Here is a 16,375-nt window from a genome sequence, read left to right on the forward strand (position 1 = left end):
CCGGCCTGGGCCAACACCGTCGTCACCTTCGGGGCCAACGGCCAGTACAGCCTGGAAACCAGCGACGGCACCACGACCACCACCAGCGGGCCGTTCAATTTCGTGTCCGGCCAACCGATCCGGGTCGAAGACCCCAGCGGTTTCCGCCTGTTCGAGCTGACCCTGCGTGGCGTGCCGGCGGCAGGTGACCGCTTCACCGTGCGCCCGCCGGTGGCCGGCGAGTCGATGGCGCAGAACACCGGCAACGGCCAGGCCCTGCTGGCGCTGCGCGACGCCAACGCGCTCGACGGCTACACCCTGTCCGACGGCTACATCCCGGTGTTCTCGGCGGTGGCGTCCAGCATCCAGTCGGCCCAGTCGGCGGCCACGTTTGCCACCCAGGTGGCGCAGGCGGCCGAGGCCGCACGGGCCAACCAGTCCGGCGTCAACCTGGACGAAGAGGCCGCCCGCCTGCTGCAGTACCAGCAGGCCTACCAGGCCGCGGCCAAGTACCTGCAGTCCATCCAGTCCACCTTCGACACCCTGTTGCAGGCCTTTGGCCGATAAGGAGCCGCCATGAGCCTCTACCGCGTGAGCACCGCCAACAGCTACGACGCCACCCTCAACCGCATCAACCAGCGCACCGCCGAGCTGACACAGACGCAGGAAAAGCTCTCGGCCGGCAAGCGGGTGCTGCGCGCCACCGACGACCCGGTGGCCGCCACCCTGGCCGAGCGCGAGGGCAACCGCCTGTCGCGGGTGCAGGCCGACCTGCGCGCGCTGGAGCGCTCGCGCTCGTCGCTGGTCCAGGCCGAAAGCACCCTGGGCAACGCGGTGGACCTGATGCACCGCTTCAAGGAGCTGATGGTGCAGGGCGGCAACGCCGCGCTGTCGGCCACCGACCGGCGCAGCATCGCCCAGGAAATGAGCGGGCTGCGCGACCAGTTGCTCAACCTGGCCAACGCCCAGGACAGCGAGGGCAACGCCCTGTTCGGCGGGCTGGGTGTGACCAACACCCTGGGCAAACCCTTTGCCGACGTCTACGGCACCAACCCCGGGGTGGACTTCCAGGCCATCGGTGGCCAGGGCGCGGCCACCGAAACCGGGCTGCCCAACCGGGTGGACGGCCAGTACGCGCTGATGCGCAACCTCACCGGCAACGGCACCTTCACCGTGGCCAACGTCAGCGGCAATGTGCTGGTGACGGGGGGGAGCCTGTTGCCCGTCGAGCCACCCCCTGCGGTGCCACCCAGCGGCGCGGTCTTGCCCTTCGATGGCAGTGCCACCACCCAGGGCCGTTACACCCTGACGGTGGCCGAAAGCACCACCACGCCCGGCACCCTGGAATTGCAGGTGGCGGTGGTGCCCAAAGACGTCACGCCCCCCATCGCCGCGCCGGCGATTGCCCCCATCAACCTCGGTGCCCACACCCCGGGGCAACCCCTCAGCTTCAGCAACCGCACGGTGCAGTTTGACGGGGTGCAGCTGACCCTGAGCGGTTCCGCGGCGCCCGGGGACGAGTTCCGGATCGAGCCCAGCGAGGCCGGCGACCTGTTCGCCTCCATGGAGCGCGCCATCAAGGCCTTGCAGAGCGACGGTTCCAGCACCTACCGCACCCAGGAACTGGGCCGCGTGCACGAGGAAACCCAGACCGGCCTGGACCGCCTGCTGCTGGTGCGTGGCCGGCTGGGCGAATACCTGCGCCGCGCCGACAGCCTCGAAGCCCGGCTGCAGGACCGCGGGGTGGACCACGAGAAACAACTGTCCAACCTCACCGACCTGGACATGGTCAAAGGCATCTCCGAATTCCAGAACCAGCAACTGGGCCTGCAGGCCGCGCTGCAGTCCTACGCCCAGGTGCAGAAGCTCTCGCTCTTCCAGTACATTGCGTGACGTATGTCACTGAACCTGCTTGAGCACGTCGCCTTTGCCTACCAGCCCATCTGGGGCGCCTCGCGCCAGCTGACCGGCGTGCGTCTGCGGGTGCGCGCGCTGGCGCCGGACTCGGTGGACGCGGTGCACCTGCTGGAGCTGCTGGCCAACGCCTGGTCCGACCAGGCGCCGTTCCTGCTGGTGTCCTTCGTCGAGCAAAGCCTGTTGCGCCAGGCGCTGGTGGTCAGCCCGCACGACAACCTGTGGCTGGAAATCCCCGACTTTGGCGACACGCCCCCGCCCGGCCTGCCCGAGGCGGTGGCCCGCGCCCACCGCATGGGCCACCGGCTGGTGCAGGACGCCCCCCTGGCCCGCGCCCGGCCCCTGCCCGCCACCGGCCCCGGCGTCCACCGCTACCTGCTGCACCTGTGGCCCGAACAGGTGGTGCAGGCCCAGCAGGCCCTGGCCCAGGCGGGGCGCAGCCCGCTGCTCAGCGGCCAGCTCTACCGCGACCTGGGCCAGCGGACCCTGGCCGTCCACGCGCTGGACCAGCGCCAGGCCTGGGGCGTGGTCGGCTGGCCCGAGGACGACGTGCTGCGCGACCACGCGCGCTACGGCGTGCCGGTGGACAAGCTCACCCTGGTGCGGGTGCAGCAGGCGCTGATGCGCGAGGCCTCGATGGAGGTGATCGAGCGCCTGATCCACCAGGACGCGGTGCTGACCTTCCGCATGCTGCGGCTGGTCAATTCGCCGGTGTTCGGCGCCAGCCGCGAGGTCACCACCATCCGCCAGGCGCTGATGCTGCTGGGCCAGCGCCGCCTGCGCGACTGGCTGCTGGAGCTGATGCCCGGCGCCGCCGCCGACCGCGAACTGCTGCCGGTGCGCCTGGCCATGGTGTTGCGTGGCCGCCTCATGGAACACCTGATGGACGCCGGCGTGCAGCACGACCTGGCCACCGAGATCTACGTCACCGGGCTGTTTTCGCGGCTCGACCGCCTGACCCAGGAGCCCCTGACCACCACGCTGCGGCGGGTGCCGCTGTCCGAACCCATGACCGACGCCCTGCTGCGCCAAAGCGGGCCGTACTTCCCCTACTTCGACATCGCCCAGCGGCTGGAGCGTTTCGACGAGGTGCAGCGCCTGCCGGCCGTGTGCGAAGCGGCGGGCTTTCCGCTGGAGCAGGTCAACCGCGCCCTGCTGCGCACCCTGGCGCACTGGCGCAACAGCCTCTGATGCCGCGCCGCCGCGTTGGCCGGCACAGTGCCTGGGTGGTTCACAACGGCAGCACCTCCACCCGCTGCGCCAGCAGCGCCGGGCAGAGGATTTTGTAGCCGTCGGCGTCGAAGCCGGCGGCCACCGTGGTCAGGGCCTGGGCCTCGGCGGCCGTGGCCACTGTCCCCAGGTAGCACCAGTTGCGCACCACGTGGATTTGGGTGAAGGCGCCCTCGGCCGTGGGCCGGCGCTCGACCAGCCCGACCGCGCCCGGGTAGGGCCAGCAGTTGACGCGCAGCGCCTCCAGCGCCGTGCGCAGGCGCGCGGCGTGCGCCTGCGGGCTTTCCCGGCCGCAACACACGCCCGCGCACTGGCGCAGCATGGCGCGGAAGCAGCCGCGCCCCGGGCTGGGTTTTTCCAGGCCCAGGGCGCCGTAGCACAGGGCGTGGGTGTCCGCCAGCTGGCGCAGGCCTTCCAGGGCGGCGGTGCGGCTGGCGTACAGGCCGAACAGGCCCGGCGTCGTCGCAAAGTCGATGTCCTGGGCGTGCACCACCACCGGGCGGTCGTCGGCGTCCAGGCGCAGCGCACACAACTGCCGGTTGCGCCGCAGCTTCTGGTTGAACAGCGGCTGCTGCTGTTTGATGAGCCGGGCCTCCAGCAGCAGCGCGCCCACTTCCCCCGCGGTGGGGATGTGGCTGATGCGGGTGGTCTGCTGCAGCATGCGGGCCTCGTCCGGGTTGCGCAGGTGGGCCTGCACGCGGCTGCGCAGGTTCACGCTTTTGCCGATGTACACCGGCCAATCGGCCGCCTGGCCGTGGAAGATGTACACCCCGGGCACCTGCGGCAGGGCTTCCATGTCGGGGCGCAGGTGTTCCGGGTAGGCGTGGGGCGTGGCCGCAGGGGCGCGGGGCGGGCGGGAGCGGGGCGGTCGCATGGGCGGAACACGGCGTGGGTGGGGTCAACAGTCTAGCGGGGTCAGGGGTCAAGGTTGACACCGTCACCGAGGGGTGAGCACACTGGACCTCGCTTCGTTCCACCCTTGCAGGAGAGACCCATGCCGCCAACCATGAAAGCCGCTGTCTTCGTTGAGCCGGGCCGCATCGAACTGGCCGACAAGCCCATCCCCAACGTGGGCCCCAACGACGCGCTGATCCGCATCACCACCACCACGATCTGCGGCACCGACGTGCACATCCTCAAGGGCGAATACCCGGTGGCCCGGGGGCTGACCGTGGGCCACGAACCCGTGGGCGTGATCGAAAAGCTGGGCAGCGCCGTGGTGGGCTACCAGGAGGGCCAGCGCGTCATCGCCGGCGCCATTTGTCCCAACTTCAACAGCTATGCCGCACAGGATGGCGCCCCGTCCCAGGACGGCAGCTACCTGGTGCCGCAAGGCCTGTGCGGTTGCCACGGTTACAAGGCCACCGCCGGCTGGCGCTTCGGCAACCTGATCGACGGCACCCAGGCCGAGTACGTGCTGGTGCCCGACGCGCAGGCCAACCTCGCCCCCATCCCCGACGGGCTCACCGACGAACAGGTGCTGATGTGCCCGGACATCATGTCCACCGGCTTCAAGGGGGCGGAGAACGCGAACATCAAGATCGGCGACACGGTGGTGGTGTTTGCGCAAGGCCCGATCGGCCTGTGCGCCACCGCCGGCGCACGCTTGCTGGGGGCCACCACCGTCATCGCGGTGGACGGCAACGACCACCGGCTGGGCATCGCCCAGCAGATGGGCGCCGACGTGACGCTGAACTTCCAGCGCTGCGACGTGGTGGACGAAATCCTGAAACTCACCGGCGGCAAGGGCGTGGACGCGTCGATCGAGGCGCTGGGCGTCCAGGCCACCTTCGAGGCGGCGCTGCGGGTGCTCAAACCGGGCGGCACCCTGTCCAGCCTGGGGGTGTATTCCGAAGACCTGACGATCCCGTTGTCGGCCTTCGCCGCCGGCCTGGGCGACCACCAGATCCGCACCGCCCTGTGCCCGGGTGGCAAGGAACGCATGCGGCGCTTGATGAACGTGGTGGCTTCGGGCCGGGTGGACCTGGGCCGGCTCGTCACCCACCAGTACCGGCTGGACGACATCGTGGCCGCTTACGACCTGTTTGCCCACCAGCGCGACGGGGTGCTGAAGGTGGCCATCCACCCCTGAGCCCGTGGCAGCAAAACGGCCCTGACGCACACCGTGCGCCAGGGCCGAAGGCCCACGCCAGCGGGGGCGGTCAGGCGGTCAGGTCGAACCGGTCGGCGTTCATCACCTTGGTCCAGGCCGCGACAAAGTCGTGCACGAACCGTTCGCGGTGGTCGTCCTGGGCGTACACCTCGGCGTAGGCGCGCAGGATGGAGTTGGAGCCGAACACCAGGTCCACGCGGGTGGCGGTGAACCGGGTGGCACCGGTCGCCCGGTCCACGATGTCGTAGCTGTTGCGGCCGGTGGGCTTCCAGCTGTAGGACATGTCGGTCAGGTTCACGAAGAAGTCGTTGGTCAGCGCGCCGGGGCGGTCGGTGAACACGCCGTGCTTCGTGCCGCCGTGGTTGGTGCCCAGCACGCGCATGCCCCCCACCAGCACCGTCATCTCGTGGGCGGTCAGGCCCATGAGCTGGGCGCGGTCCAGCAGCATTTCTTCGGGCTTGACCACGTAGTGCTGCTTTTGCCAGTTGCGGAAGCCGTCGGCCAGGGGTTCCAGCACCTCGAAGGACTCCACATCGGTCTGCGCCTGGGTGGCGTCGCCACGGCCGGGGGCAAACGGCACGGTCACGGTCACGCCGGCGGCCTGGGCGGCCTGCTCGATGCCCAGGTTGCCGCCGAGCACGATCACGTCGGCCACGCTGGCGCCGGTGTCCGCGGCGATCTTCTCGTACACCGCCAATACCCGGGCCAGGCGGTCGGGCTCGTTGCCGGCCCAGTCCTTCTGGGGGGCCAAGCGGATGCGCGCGCCGTTGGCACCGCCGCGGTGGTCGGAACCGCGGTAGGTGCGGGCGCTGTCCCAGGCGGTGGCGACCCTGTCGCTCACCGACAGGCCGGCGGCCGCGATCTTGGCTTTCACCGCCGCCACGTCGTAGCTAGTTTTGCCGGCGGGCACCGGGTCTTGCCAGATCAGGTCTTCGGCCGGCACTTCGGGGCCGATGTAGCGGGCCTTGGGGCCCATGTCGCGGTGGGTCAGCTTGAACCAGGCGCGGGCGAACACGTCGTCAAAGTAGGCCTGGTCGGCGGCGAAGCGTTCCGAGATCTTGCGGTACTCGGGGTCCACCTTCAGCGCCATGTCGGCGTCGGTCATCACCGGCATGGTGCGCAGCGACGGGTCTTCCACGTCCGGCGGCATGTCTTCGGGGCGGATGTTGACCGGCTTCCACTGCCAGGCGCCGGCCGGGCTCTTGGTCAGCTCCCACTCGTGCTTGAGCAGCATGGCGAAGTAGCCGTTGTCCCACTTTGTTGGGTTCGTGGTCCAGGCCCCTTCCACGCCGCTGGTCACGGTGTCGCGGCCCACGCCACGGGTCTGGTGGTTCATCCAGCCAAAGCCCTGTTCTTCCAGGTCGGCGCCTTCGGGGGCCGGGCCCAGATGGCCGGCATTGCCGTTGCCGTGCGCCTTGCCCACGGTGTGGCCGCCGGCGGTCAGGGCCACGGTTTCCTCGTCGTTCATGGCCATCCGGGCAAAGGTCACGCGCATGTCGTGGGCGGTTTTCAGGGGGTCGGGGTTGCCGTCCACGCCTTCGGGGTTGACGTAGATCAGGCCCATCATCACCGCGGCCAGCGGGTTGGCCAGGTCGCGCTCGCCGCTGTAGCGGCTGCCTTCGCCGCCGCTCTTTTGCAGCCAGTTCCTCTCGGAACCCCAGTAAATGTCTTTTTCGGGGTGCCAGATGTCTTCGCGGCCAAAGGCAAAGCCAAAGGTCTTGAAGCCCATGGATTCATAGGCCACGTTGCCGGCCAGGATCATCAGGTCGGCCCAACTGATCTGGTTGCCGTACTTTTTCTTGATGGGCCACAGCAGGCGGCGGGCTTTGTCGAGGTTGCCGTTGTCGGGCCAGGAGTTGAGTGGCGCGAAGCGCTGGTTGCCGGTGCCGGCGCCGCCCCGGCCGTCGGCCACGCGGTAGGTGCCGGCCGCGTGCCAGGCCATGCGGATCATCAGGCCGCCGTAGTGGCCCCAGTCGGCGGGCCACCAGGGCTGGCTGCTGGTCATCAGCGCGGTCAGGTCTTGCTTCAGCGCGGCCACGTCGAGCTTTTTCACGGCCTCGCGGTAGTTGAAGCCGGGCAGCGGGTTGGTCTTGCTGTCGTGCTGGTGCAGGATGTCCAGGTTCAGCGATTCCGGCCACCAGGCCTGGGCCTGGTTGGCGTGGGTGGCACTGGAGTTGGCGCCGTGCATCACGGGGCATCCGCCGGTGGTGGGGGTGGGATTGCTCATGGGTCATCTCCTGGTATTGGGCTACAAGCACATGCGCCCGGTGGTGGTCCGGCCCGGGGGGCCGCGCACCCGGCGGCAATGTCCGTCCGGCAGCGGCTCAGACCGCCACCGAAAGTCCAGTGTAGTCACGAACGTGGGTTTTGTATGACATCTTTAACAATCGCGGCGATAGGCAACAGCCCGGCACCGGCGCGAGCCTGAGCGCAAGCAGGCACCGCCCCCGGCCTGGGGGCGGTGCGCAGATGGTGGCGCCGTCTCACGCCGCCGGCGTGGCGGCCTGCTGGGCAAAGGTGAAGGCGTCGTGGGTGCTCAGGAACACCCGGTCGTGCAGGCGCTGGCCCAGGTCGGTGTCGCGCAGGCGGTCCATCACCGGGCCCTTGACTTCGGCCAGCAGCAGCCCGATGCCGCGCTGCGCCAGGCCGCGCTCCAGTTCAGACAGCACGCCCAGCGCGGTGGTGTCGATCTGGTTCACCGCCGAGCAGACCAGCAGCAGGTGGCGGGTGTCCGGGTCGGCGTTGACCAAGGCTTCCACCCGGTCCTGCAGCACGCTGGCGTTGGCAAAGTAGAGGCTTTCGTCCACCCGCACCGCCACCAGACCCGGGGTGGTTTCCACGCGGTGGCGGTCCACGTTGCGGAAGTGTTCGGTGTGCGGCACCCGCCCGATCACCGCGATGTGCGGGTGGCTGCTGCGCCACACCAGCGTGCCCAGCGACAGCGCCACGCCGATCAGGATGCCGGCCTCCACCCCCAGCGCCACCACCCCGGCGGCGGTGGCCAGCAGCGACACCGCGTCGGCCTTGTCGTAGTGCCAGGCTTCGCGCAGGGTGTCTAGGTCGATGAGCGAGGTGACCGCCACGACGATGGTGGCCGCCAGCACCGCGTGTGGCAGGTAGTGGAACCAACCGGTCAGGGCGGCGATGACCCCGGCCATCATGACAGCCGAAAACACCCCGGCCAGCGGTGTGTGGGCGCCGGCGGCGAAGTTGACCACCGACCGCGCAAAGCCGCCGGTGACCGGAAAGCCGCCCGACAGGGCGCTGGCCAGGTTGGCGCTGCCCAGGCCCAGCAGTTCGCGGTTGGGCTGGATGCGTTGCTGCCGCTTGAGCGCCAGCGATTGCGCCACCGACACGCTTTCGACAAAGCCGACCAGCGAGATCAGCAGCGCGGGCAGCAGCAGGCTGCCGACCGCACCCAGCGACAGGTCGGGCACCCCCAGGTGAGGCAGCCCCTGCGGCACGTGGCCGACCACGCTCACGCCGTGGCTCAGGTCCAGCCGCCCGCCGGCCACCACCGCGGTGCTGGCGATCACCGCCAGCATCGGCGCCAGTTTGGCTGCCATGTCGGCCGCCTTGGCGGGCACGCCGACGCGGCCCAGCAGCCGCGCCAGGTATTTGCGCGCCCCGTACAAAAACAGCACACTGCCGCCGCCCAGGGCCAGCGCCGCCGGATTGGTCTGCGGCAGGGCCAGCCACAGGCCGTGCAGCGTGGCCAGCACGTTCTCGCCCGACACCTTCACCCCCAGCAGGTGCTTGAGCTGGCCCACCGCGATCAGCAGCGCCGAGCCGGTGATGAAACCGCTGATGACCGGGTGGCTCAGAAAGTGCGCCAGAAACCCCAGCCGCAGCACGCCGAAGCCCAGCAGCATCACCCCGGACAGGCCGGCCAGCAGCACCGCCAGCGCCTGGTATTCCGGCGAGCCGGCGGCGGCCAGGGGTTGCAGGGCGCTGGCCGTCATCAGCGACGCCACCGCCACCGGGCCCACCGCCAGCGTCATGCTGGAGCCGAACACGGCGTAGGCCACCATGGGTAGGATGCTGGCGTACAGCCCCATTTCGGGCGGCAGGCCGGCCAGCAGCGCGTAGGCCAGGCTCTGCGGAATGAGCATGACCGTGACGATCAGGCCGGCGGCGAGGTCGCCCCCGAGCCAGCCGGTTTGGTACTGGCGCAGCCAGGCGGGCACGAAGCGCATGGGGGCGTTCCTTGGGGGGGTCAGCCCTGGGCCAGGGCGTACAGGTGGGCCGAGCGGGCGCCGGATCGGCAGAAGGCCAGCACCGGCTGCGGCACCTCGCGCAGCACCCGGGCCATGGCCTGGGCCTGTTCGGCGGTGATGGCGCCGCTGACCACCGGCAGGTACACGTAGTGCAGGCCGGCGGCGCGGGCGGCGCGCTCCACGTCGGCGCTCAGGGGCTGTTGCGGCCCGCCTTCGCCGTCGGGGCGGTTGTTCACCACCGTTTTGTAGCCCAGGGCGGCAAAGGCCGCCATGTCGGCCGGGCTAGCCTGGGCGCAGACGCCGAAATCGGGCGTCAGGGGTTTGATGCTGGGGGTCATGGCGGGGCTCCGGTCAGCGGCTGCGGCGGGCTTCCAGTACCTCGAAAATGGCCATGCCCGCGACCATGGCCACCACGAACACGACGGCCTTGGGTTCGCCCGCGCCGGCCGACACCAGCGCCGGCCCCGGGCAGAAACCGGCGATGCCCCAGCCGGCGCCGAACAGCAGGCTGCCCCCCACCAGGCGGCGGTCGATGTCGCGCGAGGTGGGCAGGTGCATGGCGCCGCCCAGCAGGTTGGTGGTGCGCTGGCGCGCCAGCGTGAAGGCGCCCAGACCCACCAGGATCGCGCCGCCCATCACGAAGGCCAGCGACGGGTCCCAGGCCCCGGCCAGGTCCAGAAAACCGATCACCTTGCCCGGGTCGGTCATGCCCGCGACGATCAGGCCCAGGCCGAACAGCAGGCCCACCAGAAATTCCATGCCACGTTGTTTCATGTTGCGTTGCTCCAGCAAAAGGGGTCAGGCCAGCAGGTGGCGGATCACGTACACCGTGGCAAAGCCCGTGCCCATGAAGGCCAGGGTGGCCACCAGCGAGCGCGGCGACAGCCGCGACAGCCCGCACACGCCGTGGCCGCTGGTGCAGCCCGCGCCGTAGCGGGTGCCCACGCCCACCAGCAGGCCGGCCAGCACCACCATGCCCCAGCCGGCGTCGATGCGCGGCGTCATCGGGCCCGCCACCACCACGTACAGCATGGGCGCGGCCAGCATGCCGAGCAGGAAGGACAGGCGCCAGACGATGTCGCGGGTTTTGGGCCGCAGCAGGCCGCCCACGATGCCGCTGATGCCCAGCACCCGGCCGTTGAACAGCACAAACAGGGCCGAGGCCAGGCCCAGCAGGATGCCGCCGGCCAGCGAGGTCCAGGGCGTGAAATGGGTCCAGTCGATCGTCATTCGGAGCACTCCTTGTGGTCGCAGTAATGGGCAAACAGCACCGCCATCACCGCTTCGGCGGCCGGGCTGTCGATCTTGTAATAAATGTGCTTGCTTTCGCGCCGGGTGCTCACCAGGCCTTCCTCGCGCAACACGCCGAGCTGTTGTGACAGGGTGGGCTGCGTCACGCCGACCAGCGCCTCCAGTTCGCCCACCCGTTTTTCGCCCTGGCTGAGCTGGCACAGCAGCAGCAGCCGGTCGGGGTTGGACAGCACCTTCATCAGCCGGCAGGCGACGTCGGCCGAGCGCCGCATCCGTTCCAGGTCCACCGGGGGTTCGAGCAATGGGGTCATGCCTGAGACTCCGATTCGGTTAAGTTAATGATAGTTTATTGACTTATAGTTTGTTTGTCAATAAACTGTTTGCGTCCCCCCCGTCACACAGGAGTGTCCCATGCAGCCCCACGTTCAAGCCTTTTTCGACCCGGCCACCTGGACCGTGTCCTACGTCGTCTACGACGCCCCCGGCGGCCACTGCGCGCTGGTGGATTCGGTGCTGGACTACGATCCCAAGTCCGGTCGCACCCGCACCGCCTCGGCCGACCGGCTGATCGAGTTCGTGCGCGCCCAGTCGCTGACGGTGGACTGGATCCTGGAAACCCATGCCCATGCCGACCACCTCTCGGCCGCGCCCTACCTGCGCCAGACCCTGGGCGGGAAAATCGGCATCGGCGGCCAGATTACCCGGGTGCAGCAGGTGTTCAAGGGCATCTTCCACCTGGAGCCGGGCTTTGCGGTGGACGGTTCACAGTTCGACCACCTGTTCCAGGACGGCGAGACCTTTGCCATCGGCGCGCTCCAGGCCCAGGTGTTGGCCGTGCCCGGCCACACCCCGGCCTGCGCCGCCTACCAAGTGGGCGACGCCGTGTTCGTGGGCGACACCCTGTTCATGCCCGACGTCGGCACCGCCCGCTGCGACTTCCCCGGCGGCGACGCGCACACGCTGTACCGCTCCATCCGCCGCTTGCTCAGCCTGCCGCCCGAGACGCGGCTGTTCATGTGCCACGACTACCCGCCCAATGGCCGCGAGGTGCGCTGGACCTGCACCGTGGCCGACCAGCGCGCGCAGAACATCCACGTGCACGACGGCATCACCGAAGACGCCTTTGTCGAGATGCGCACCCGCCGCGACGCCACGCTGGAGATGCCGGTGCTGATCCTGCCGTCGGTGCAGGTCAACATCCGCGCCGGGGCGCTGCCGCCGCCCGAGGCCAACGGGGTGAGCTACCTGAAAATCCCGGTCAATGCCCTCTGAAACCCCGTCGGAGCCAGCCATGGGTGCCACCACCGTGCGCGTCGACCTGACGCAGGAACAAGACTACCGCTTTGCCATCGACTTCGGGGGCGGCCTGCCACCGCTGCGGGGCGACGAGCCGCCCCCGCTGGGCGCGGGCCAGGGTCCGTCGCCCATGCAGCTGCTGTGCGCCGCCGTGGGCAACTGCCTGAGCGATTCGCTGCTGTTCGCGCTGCGCAAGTTCAAGCAGCGGCCCGACCCGCTGCGCTGCCGCGTCGAGGCCGAGGTGGGCCGCAACCCCGAAGGCCGTTTGCGCGTGCTGCAGTTGCAGGCCACGCTGCAGCTGGGGGTGCCCGCCGCCGGGCTGGAACACCTGGACCGGGTGCTGGCCAGCTTCGAGGCCTACTGCACCGTGACCCAGAGCGTGGGCCAGGGCATACCGGTGGCGGTGCGGGTGCTGGACACCGACGGCCGCGTGCTCAAAGGCTGAGCGCCGGCGCCGGAAGGCGTTTGCACTGGTGCTAGAATAGTGGCCTTTCTCAGCGGCCCTGCCGGTGGGACAAAAACCCCGGTGCCGCACGGCGCCGGTTGTGCCGGGAGCCACCAGCCCCAGGCGCGTGCGCGGGAATAGCTCAGCTGGTAGAGCGCAACCTTGCCAAGGTTGAGGTCGCGAGTTCGAACCTCGTTTCCCGCTCCAACCGCCCATGTGGCTCAGTGGTAGAGCACCCCCTTGGTAAGGGGGAGGTCGGCAGTTCGATCCTGCCCATGGGCACCACCTCACCGTGAAAACCTCCATCCTCTTGGTCGACGTGGACCGCCCCGACACCTGGACGCGCCACCGCCCGGGCCTGTGCGACCGTTGCGCCGCCAACTGCTGCACCATGCCGGTGGAGGTGCGCCTGCCCGACCTGGTGCGGCTGGGCCTGGTGGACCCGTTCGAGGCCGAACACGAGGCCCCCAAACAGATCGCCAAACGCCTGGCCAAGGCGGGGCTGATCGACCACTTCAACCACAAGCACAGCCTGTACACCCTGGCGCGCCGCGCCAGCGGCGATTGCCATTTCCTGGACGCGCAGACCCGGCGCTGCACCGTGTACGCGCAGCGGCCCGCCACCTGCCGCGCCCACCCGCAGGTGGGGCCGCGGCCGGGCTATTGCCCGCACGGCCCGCGCTCCACCCCCAGCGGCCGGGACTGACGCGGCGGCGTGGCGTGCGCCGGGGCGGCGGGTCAGTCCAGCGTGGTGCCGCGCAACTGCTGGACCTGCAGCGCCGACACCGCCGAGGCGCGGTGCCCCCAGGCGCTGCGCAGGTGGGTCAGCACCGCCGCCAGTTCGGCGTCGCTCAGGGTCAGCACAAAGGGCGGCATGCCAAAGGGTTGCGGGTGGCCGGCGGTGGCCGGGCCGAAGCCGCCGTTCAGCACGGTCTGCACCAGGTTGGCCGGCGAGGCCAGGGTGACGGTGCGGTTGCCGGCCAGGGGCGGGTAGGCGAACTGGCCGTCACCGGTGCGCACGCCTTCGCCCTGTTCGCCGTGGCACTGGGCGCAGTGCTGGCGGTACAGCTGCGCGCCGGCCGGTCCCAGCCCGCTGGACGGCGTGCCCGGGGCGGCCGGGCTGGCGCTGCGCGGCAGCTGGCGCAGGTAGGTGGCCATGGCGACCAGGTCGGCCTCGCGCCAGTGCTGGGTGCTGTGCAGCACCACCTCGGCCATGGGGCCGGTGACCAGCGCGCCGCCGGCGCGGCCGGTGCGGAACAGCGCCACCACGTCGTCCAGCGGCCAGTCCTGCACGCCGGCGGCCTGCGGGTCTGTCAGCGACGGGGCGTACCAGTTCTGCATCGGGATCAGGCCACCGGCCAGGTCGAGCATGTTGCGGTTGGCGCCCAGGGCGTTGCGCGGTGCGTGGCAGGCGCTGCAGTGGCCCAGGCCGCGCACCAGGTAGGCGCCGCGTTCCAGTGGCGTGGTGTCGGGCGGGGCGGTGGCGGTGTCGCCGGGCTGGAAGTACAGCGCCCGCCACACCTTCATGGCGGCGGCGGTGTTGTAGGGCCAGCCCACGGTGTGGGCGGGTGGCGGCGCATCCACCGGGGGCAGCTGGCGCAGGTAGGCGTAGAGGGCGTCGCTGTCGGCCCGGGCGATGTGGGTGGTGTTGTTGAACGGGAACGCCGGGTAGAGCCAGCGCCCGTCGCGCGACTGGCCGTGGTGCAGGGCGCGCCAGAAGTCGTCGGCGCTCCAGCCGCCCAGGCCGGCGGCGCTGGGCGTGAGGTTGCTGCTGTACACCGTGCCGAACGGGGTGTGCACCGGGCGGCCGCCGGCGTAGGGTGTGCCGCCGCGCGCGGTGTGGCAGACCTGGCAGTTGCCCAGCGTGGCCAGGTAGCGGCCGCGTTCGACGGTGGCGGCGTCGGTGGGCGCCGGGCCGGTGGCGGGCACCGGCAGCGGTGCGCTGGGCCAGAAGGCCCAGGCCAGCCACAGCGTGGCGGTCAGCGCCACGGCGGCGCCCACCCGGCGCCACCGGCGACGCGGGGTTGTGGAGGCGTGCGCGGCGGTGGTCATCGCGCCTCCGGGGCGGTGTAGGTGCTGCCGCACGCCATGGGCAGGGCGGTGGCGGCCGGGGCCGGTCGGGTGTCGGCGGGCAGGGGCTGGCTGGCCAGCCAGCTGGCCACGGCCGACACGTCCTCGGCATCCAGCCGCTGGGCCAGGGTGGCCATGCAGTCCGGGGCGTGGGCGCGGCGCAGGCCGGTGCGCCAGGCGCCCATCTGGGCGTTCAGGTAGTCGCGCGGCAGGCCGAGCAGGCCCGGGGTGGTGGGCAGCATGCCGGTGAGCCGCGCCCCGTGGCATTGCGCGCAGGCCGGTATCTGCCGGCTGGCGTCGCCGTGCCGGGCCAGGGTGGCTCCGCGTTGCAGTGCCTGCGGGCTGGCCTGCACCGGGCTGGGGGCGGGGTAGGGCAGGTCGAGCTGGGCAAAGTGTTCGGCCATGGTGCGCAGGTAGTCGTCGCCCAGGGGCTGCAGCATCTGCGCCATCAGGCGGTAGGGGCGGCGGCCGTCGCGGAAGTTCTGCAGCTGGTGGTACAGGTAGCCGGCCGGTTTGCCGGCAATGCGCGGGTAGTAGCCGTCGGGCGCGGCGCGGCCCTGCGCGCCGTGGCAGGCGGTGCAGGCCTGCAGGCGCTGGGCCAGGGTGTCTTCAAAAACGGGGCGGCTGTCGGTGGCGTTGGCGGCGCCGGCCAGCCCCAGCAGGGCGGCCAGCGTCCAGCGCCGCGCACGGGCGTGGGCTTGCATGGCCCGATGTTAACGGCGACTGGGCGGGGGCGTCGGGGCGACACAGAACGGTCATAATCCACCCCAATAATTCAACATTTCTTCAAATGTTGATTTGTTCAAGGAGTCGGACATGAAAGTCGGTATCAACGGCATGGGGCGCATTGGCCGCCTGGCACTGCGCGCCGCCATGGGTGCGGCCGAGCGCCCTGCGGACGACCCGCGCGCCGGCCACCGCCTGGACGTGGTGGCGGTGAACGAACTCAAAGGCGGCGCGGCGGCCACGGCCCACCTGCTGGCCTTCGACTCGGTGCAAGGCAAGTGGCGCGAGCACATCCGCGCCGAAGGTGACGATGCCCTTGTGATTGGCGACAAGCGCATCGCCTTCAGCAGCCACGGCGCAGCCGCCGACATCCCCTGGGGCGACCTGGGTGTGGACGTGGTGCTGGAATGCACCGGCAAGTTCCTCACGCCCGACACCCTGCAAGGCCACCTGGACCGGGGCGCCAAGCGCGTCATCGTGGCCGCACCGGTCAAGACCGGCGGTGTGCTCAATATTGTGGTGGGGATCAACGAACATCTGTACGACCAGGCCAAGGACCGCATCGTGACCGCTGCCAGCTGCACCACCAACTGCCTGGCCCCGGTGGTGAAGGTGGTGCACGAGGCGCTGGGCATCAAGCACGGGCAGATCACCACCATCCACGACCCGACCAACACCAACCTGGTGGTGGACGCCCCGCACAAAGACCTGCGCCGCGCCCGCAGCGCCATGATGAGCCTGGCCCCCACCACCACCGGCAGTGCCACGGCCATCGCGCTTATTTACCCCGAACTGAAGGGCAAGCTCAACGGCCACGCCGTGCGCGCCCCGGTGCTCAACGCCTCGCTCACCGACTGCGTGTTCGAGTTGCAACGCGCCACCACCGCCGAAGAGGTGAACGCCCTGTTCAAGGCCGCCGCCGAAGGCCCGTTGCAAGGCATTCTGGGCTACGAAGAACGCCCGCTGGTGAGCGTGGACTATGCCCGCGACACGCGCAGCGCCATCGTCGATGCGCTGTCCACCCTGGTGACCGACGGCACCTTGCTGAAGGTGTACGCCTGGTACGACAACGAAATGGGTTACGCCTGCCGCATGGTGGACCTGGCCCAGCACATGGAAGCCCAGGGTCTCTGA

The 16,375-nt window shown here is 70.3% G+C and carries 17 protein-coding genes and 2 tRNA genes; 10 read left to right on the top strand and 9 right to left on the bottom strand.

Annotated elements, in window-relative coordinates; translation table 11 throughout:
• The 3 genes from HA630_RS21740 to HA630_RS21750 form a co-directional block, all read left to right on the top strand.
• On the top strand, window positions 1–546 hold a 546-nt coding region (locus tag HA630_RS21740; RefSeq protein ID WP_305792630.1), incomplete at its 5' end, for a flagellar basal body rod C-terminal domain-containing protein.
• A 9-nt stretch (window positions 547–555) separates the two neighbouring features.
• Window positions 556–1,872 (top strand): flagellar hook-associated protein FlgL, encoded by a 1,317-nt coding sequence (gene flgL / locus HA630_RS21745; protein ID WP_166837637.1) that lies wholly within the window; start codon window positions 556–558, stop codon window positions 1,870–1,872.
• 3 nt (window positions 1,873–1,875) lie between these two features.
• Window positions 1,876–3,084: an HDOD domain-containing protein gene (locus HA630_RS21750; RefSeq protein WP_166837639.1), complete on the top strand. Its 1,209-nt coding sequence runs from the start codon at window positions 1,876–1,878 to the stop codon at window positions 3,082–3,084.
• Between the two features lie 40 nt (window positions 3,085–3,124).
• Here the strand turns inward: HA630_RS21750 and cho are convergent, their stop codons facing one another.
• Complete coding sequence (cho, locus tag HA630_RS21755; RefSeq protein WP_166837641.1) at window positions 3,125–3,997, bottom strand: excinuclease Cho; 873 nt, start codon at window positions 3,995–3,997, stop codon at window positions 3,125–3,127.
• A gap of 120 nt (window positions 3,998–4,117) precedes the next feature.
• Between cho and HA630_RS21760 the strand changes: the two genes are divergently transcribed.
• Window positions 4,118–5,215, top strand: a complete 1,098-nt coding sequence (locus HA630_RS21760; RefSeq protein ID WP_166837643.1) for an NAD(P)-dependent alcohol dehydrogenase — start codon at window positions 4,118–4,120, stop codon at window positions 5,213–5,215.
• Window positions 5,216–5,285: 70 nt separating this feature from the next.
• Here the strand turns inward: HA630_RS21760 and katG are convergent, their stop codons facing one another.
• From katG to HA630_RS21790, 6 genes are all read right to left on the bottom strand, one after another.
• Window positions 5,286–7,463 carry a catalase/peroxidase HPI gene (katG, locus tag HA630_RS21765; protein ID WP_166837645.1) on the bottom strand — a complete coding sequence of 726 codons (2,178 nt, stop codon included), beginning with the start codon at window positions 7,461–7,463 and terminating at the stop codon, window positions 5,286–5,288.
• Window positions 7,464–7,719: 256 nt separating this feature from the next.
• Window positions 7,720–9,432, bottom strand: coding sequence for a SulP family inorganic anion transporter (locus HA630_RS21770; RefSeq protein ID WP_166837647.1), 1,713 nt, complete (start codon window positions 9,430–9,432; stop codon window positions 7,720–7,722).
• 20 nt (window positions 9,433–9,452) lie between these two features.
• Window positions 9,453–9,791 (bottom strand): TIGR01244 family sulfur transferase, encoded by a 339-nt coding sequence (locus HA630_RS21775; protein ID WP_166837649.1) that lies wholly within the window; start codon window positions 9,789–9,791, stop codon window positions 9,453–9,455.
• A gap of 13 nt (window positions 9,792–9,804) precedes the next feature.
• Complete coding sequence (locus HA630_RS21780) at window positions 9,805–10,227, bottom strand: DUF6691 family protein (protein WP_166837651.1); 423 nt, start codon at window positions 10,225–10,227, stop codon at window positions 9,805–9,807.
• Between the two features lie 24 nt (window positions 10,228–10,251).
• Window positions 10,252–10,683 carry a YeeE/YedE family protein gene (locus HA630_RS21785; RefSeq protein ID WP_166837653.1) on the bottom strand — a complete coding sequence of 144 codons (432 nt, stop codon included), beginning with the start codon at window positions 10,681–10,683 and terminating at the stop codon, window positions 10,252–10,254.
• Complete coding sequence (locus tag HA630_RS21790) at window positions 10,680–11,015, bottom strand: helix-turn-helix transcriptional regulator (protein ID WP_166837655.1); 336 nt, start codon at window positions 11,013–11,015, stop codon at window positions 10,680–10,682. The genes HA630_RS21785 and HA630_RS21790 overlap by 4 nt, the downstream gene beginning before the upstream one ends.
• A 100-nt stretch (window positions 11,016–11,115) precedes the next feature.
• Between HA630_RS21790 and HA630_RS21795 the strand changes: the two genes are divergently transcribed.
• The 5 genes from HA630_RS21795 (at window position 11,116) to HA630_RS21815 (ending at window position 13,151) form a co-directional block, all read left to right on the top strand.
• Complete coding sequence (locus HA630_RS21795) at window positions 11,116–11,976, top strand: MBL fold metallo-hydrolase (protein ID WP_166837657.1); 861 nt, start codon at window positions 11,116–11,118, stop codon at window positions 11,974–11,976.
• 19 nt (window positions 11,977–11,995) lie between these two features.
• Window positions 11,996–12,445 carry an OsmC family protein gene (locus HA630_RS21800; RefSeq protein WP_166837659.1) on the top strand — a complete coding sequence of 150 codons (450 nt, stop codon included), beginning with the start codon at window positions 11,996–11,998 and terminating at the stop codon, window positions 12,443–12,445.
• Window positions 12,446–12,576: 131 nt separating this feature from the next.
• Window positions 12,577–12,652, top strand: a tRNA-Gly gene (locus HA630_RS21805).
• Between the two features lie 3 nt (window positions 12,653–12,655).
• Window positions 12,656–12,730: transfer RNA gene (locus HA630_RS21810), tRNA-Thr, on the top strand.
• 7 nt (window positions 12,731–12,737) lie between these two features.
• Window positions 12,738–13,151 (top strand): YkgJ family cysteine cluster protein, encoded by a 414-nt coding sequence (locus tag HA630_RS21815; RefSeq protein WP_166837661.1) that lies wholly within the window; start codon window positions 12,738–12,740, stop codon window positions 13,149–13,151.
• Window positions 13,152–13,183: 32 nt separating this feature from the next.
• Here HA630_RS21815 and HA630_RS21820 read toward each other — a convergent pair whose 3' ends face one another.
• Together HA630_RS21820 and HA630_RS21825 are read right to left on the bottom strand one after the other, a co-directional pair.
• Entirely contained in the window at window positions 13,184–14,497 is a 1,314-nt protein-coding gene (locus tag HA630_RS21820) for a c-type cytochrome (RefSeq protein WP_166837663.1), read from the bottom strand.
• Window positions 14,494–15,219, bottom strand: a complete 726-nt coding sequence (locus HA630_RS21825) for a c-type cytochrome (RefSeq protein WP_166837665.1) — start codon at window positions 15,217–15,219, stop codon at window positions 14,494–14,496. Before HA630_RS21825 ends, HA630_RS21820 begins: the two co-directional genes overlap by 4 nt.
• Window positions 15,220–15,331: 112 nt before the next feature.
• Here HA630_RS21825 and HA630_RS21830 point away from each other — a divergent pair, with 112 nt between their 5' ends.
• Window positions 15,332–16,375 carry an ArsJ-associated glyceraldehyde-3-phosphate dehydrogenase gene (locus HA630_RS21830; RefSeq protein ID WP_166837667.1) on the top strand — a complete coding sequence of 348 codons (1,044 nt, stop codon included), beginning with the start codon at window positions 15,332–15,334 and terminating at the stop codon, window positions 16,373–16,375.

This window comes from Aquabacterium sp. A08 (assembly GCF_011742065.1).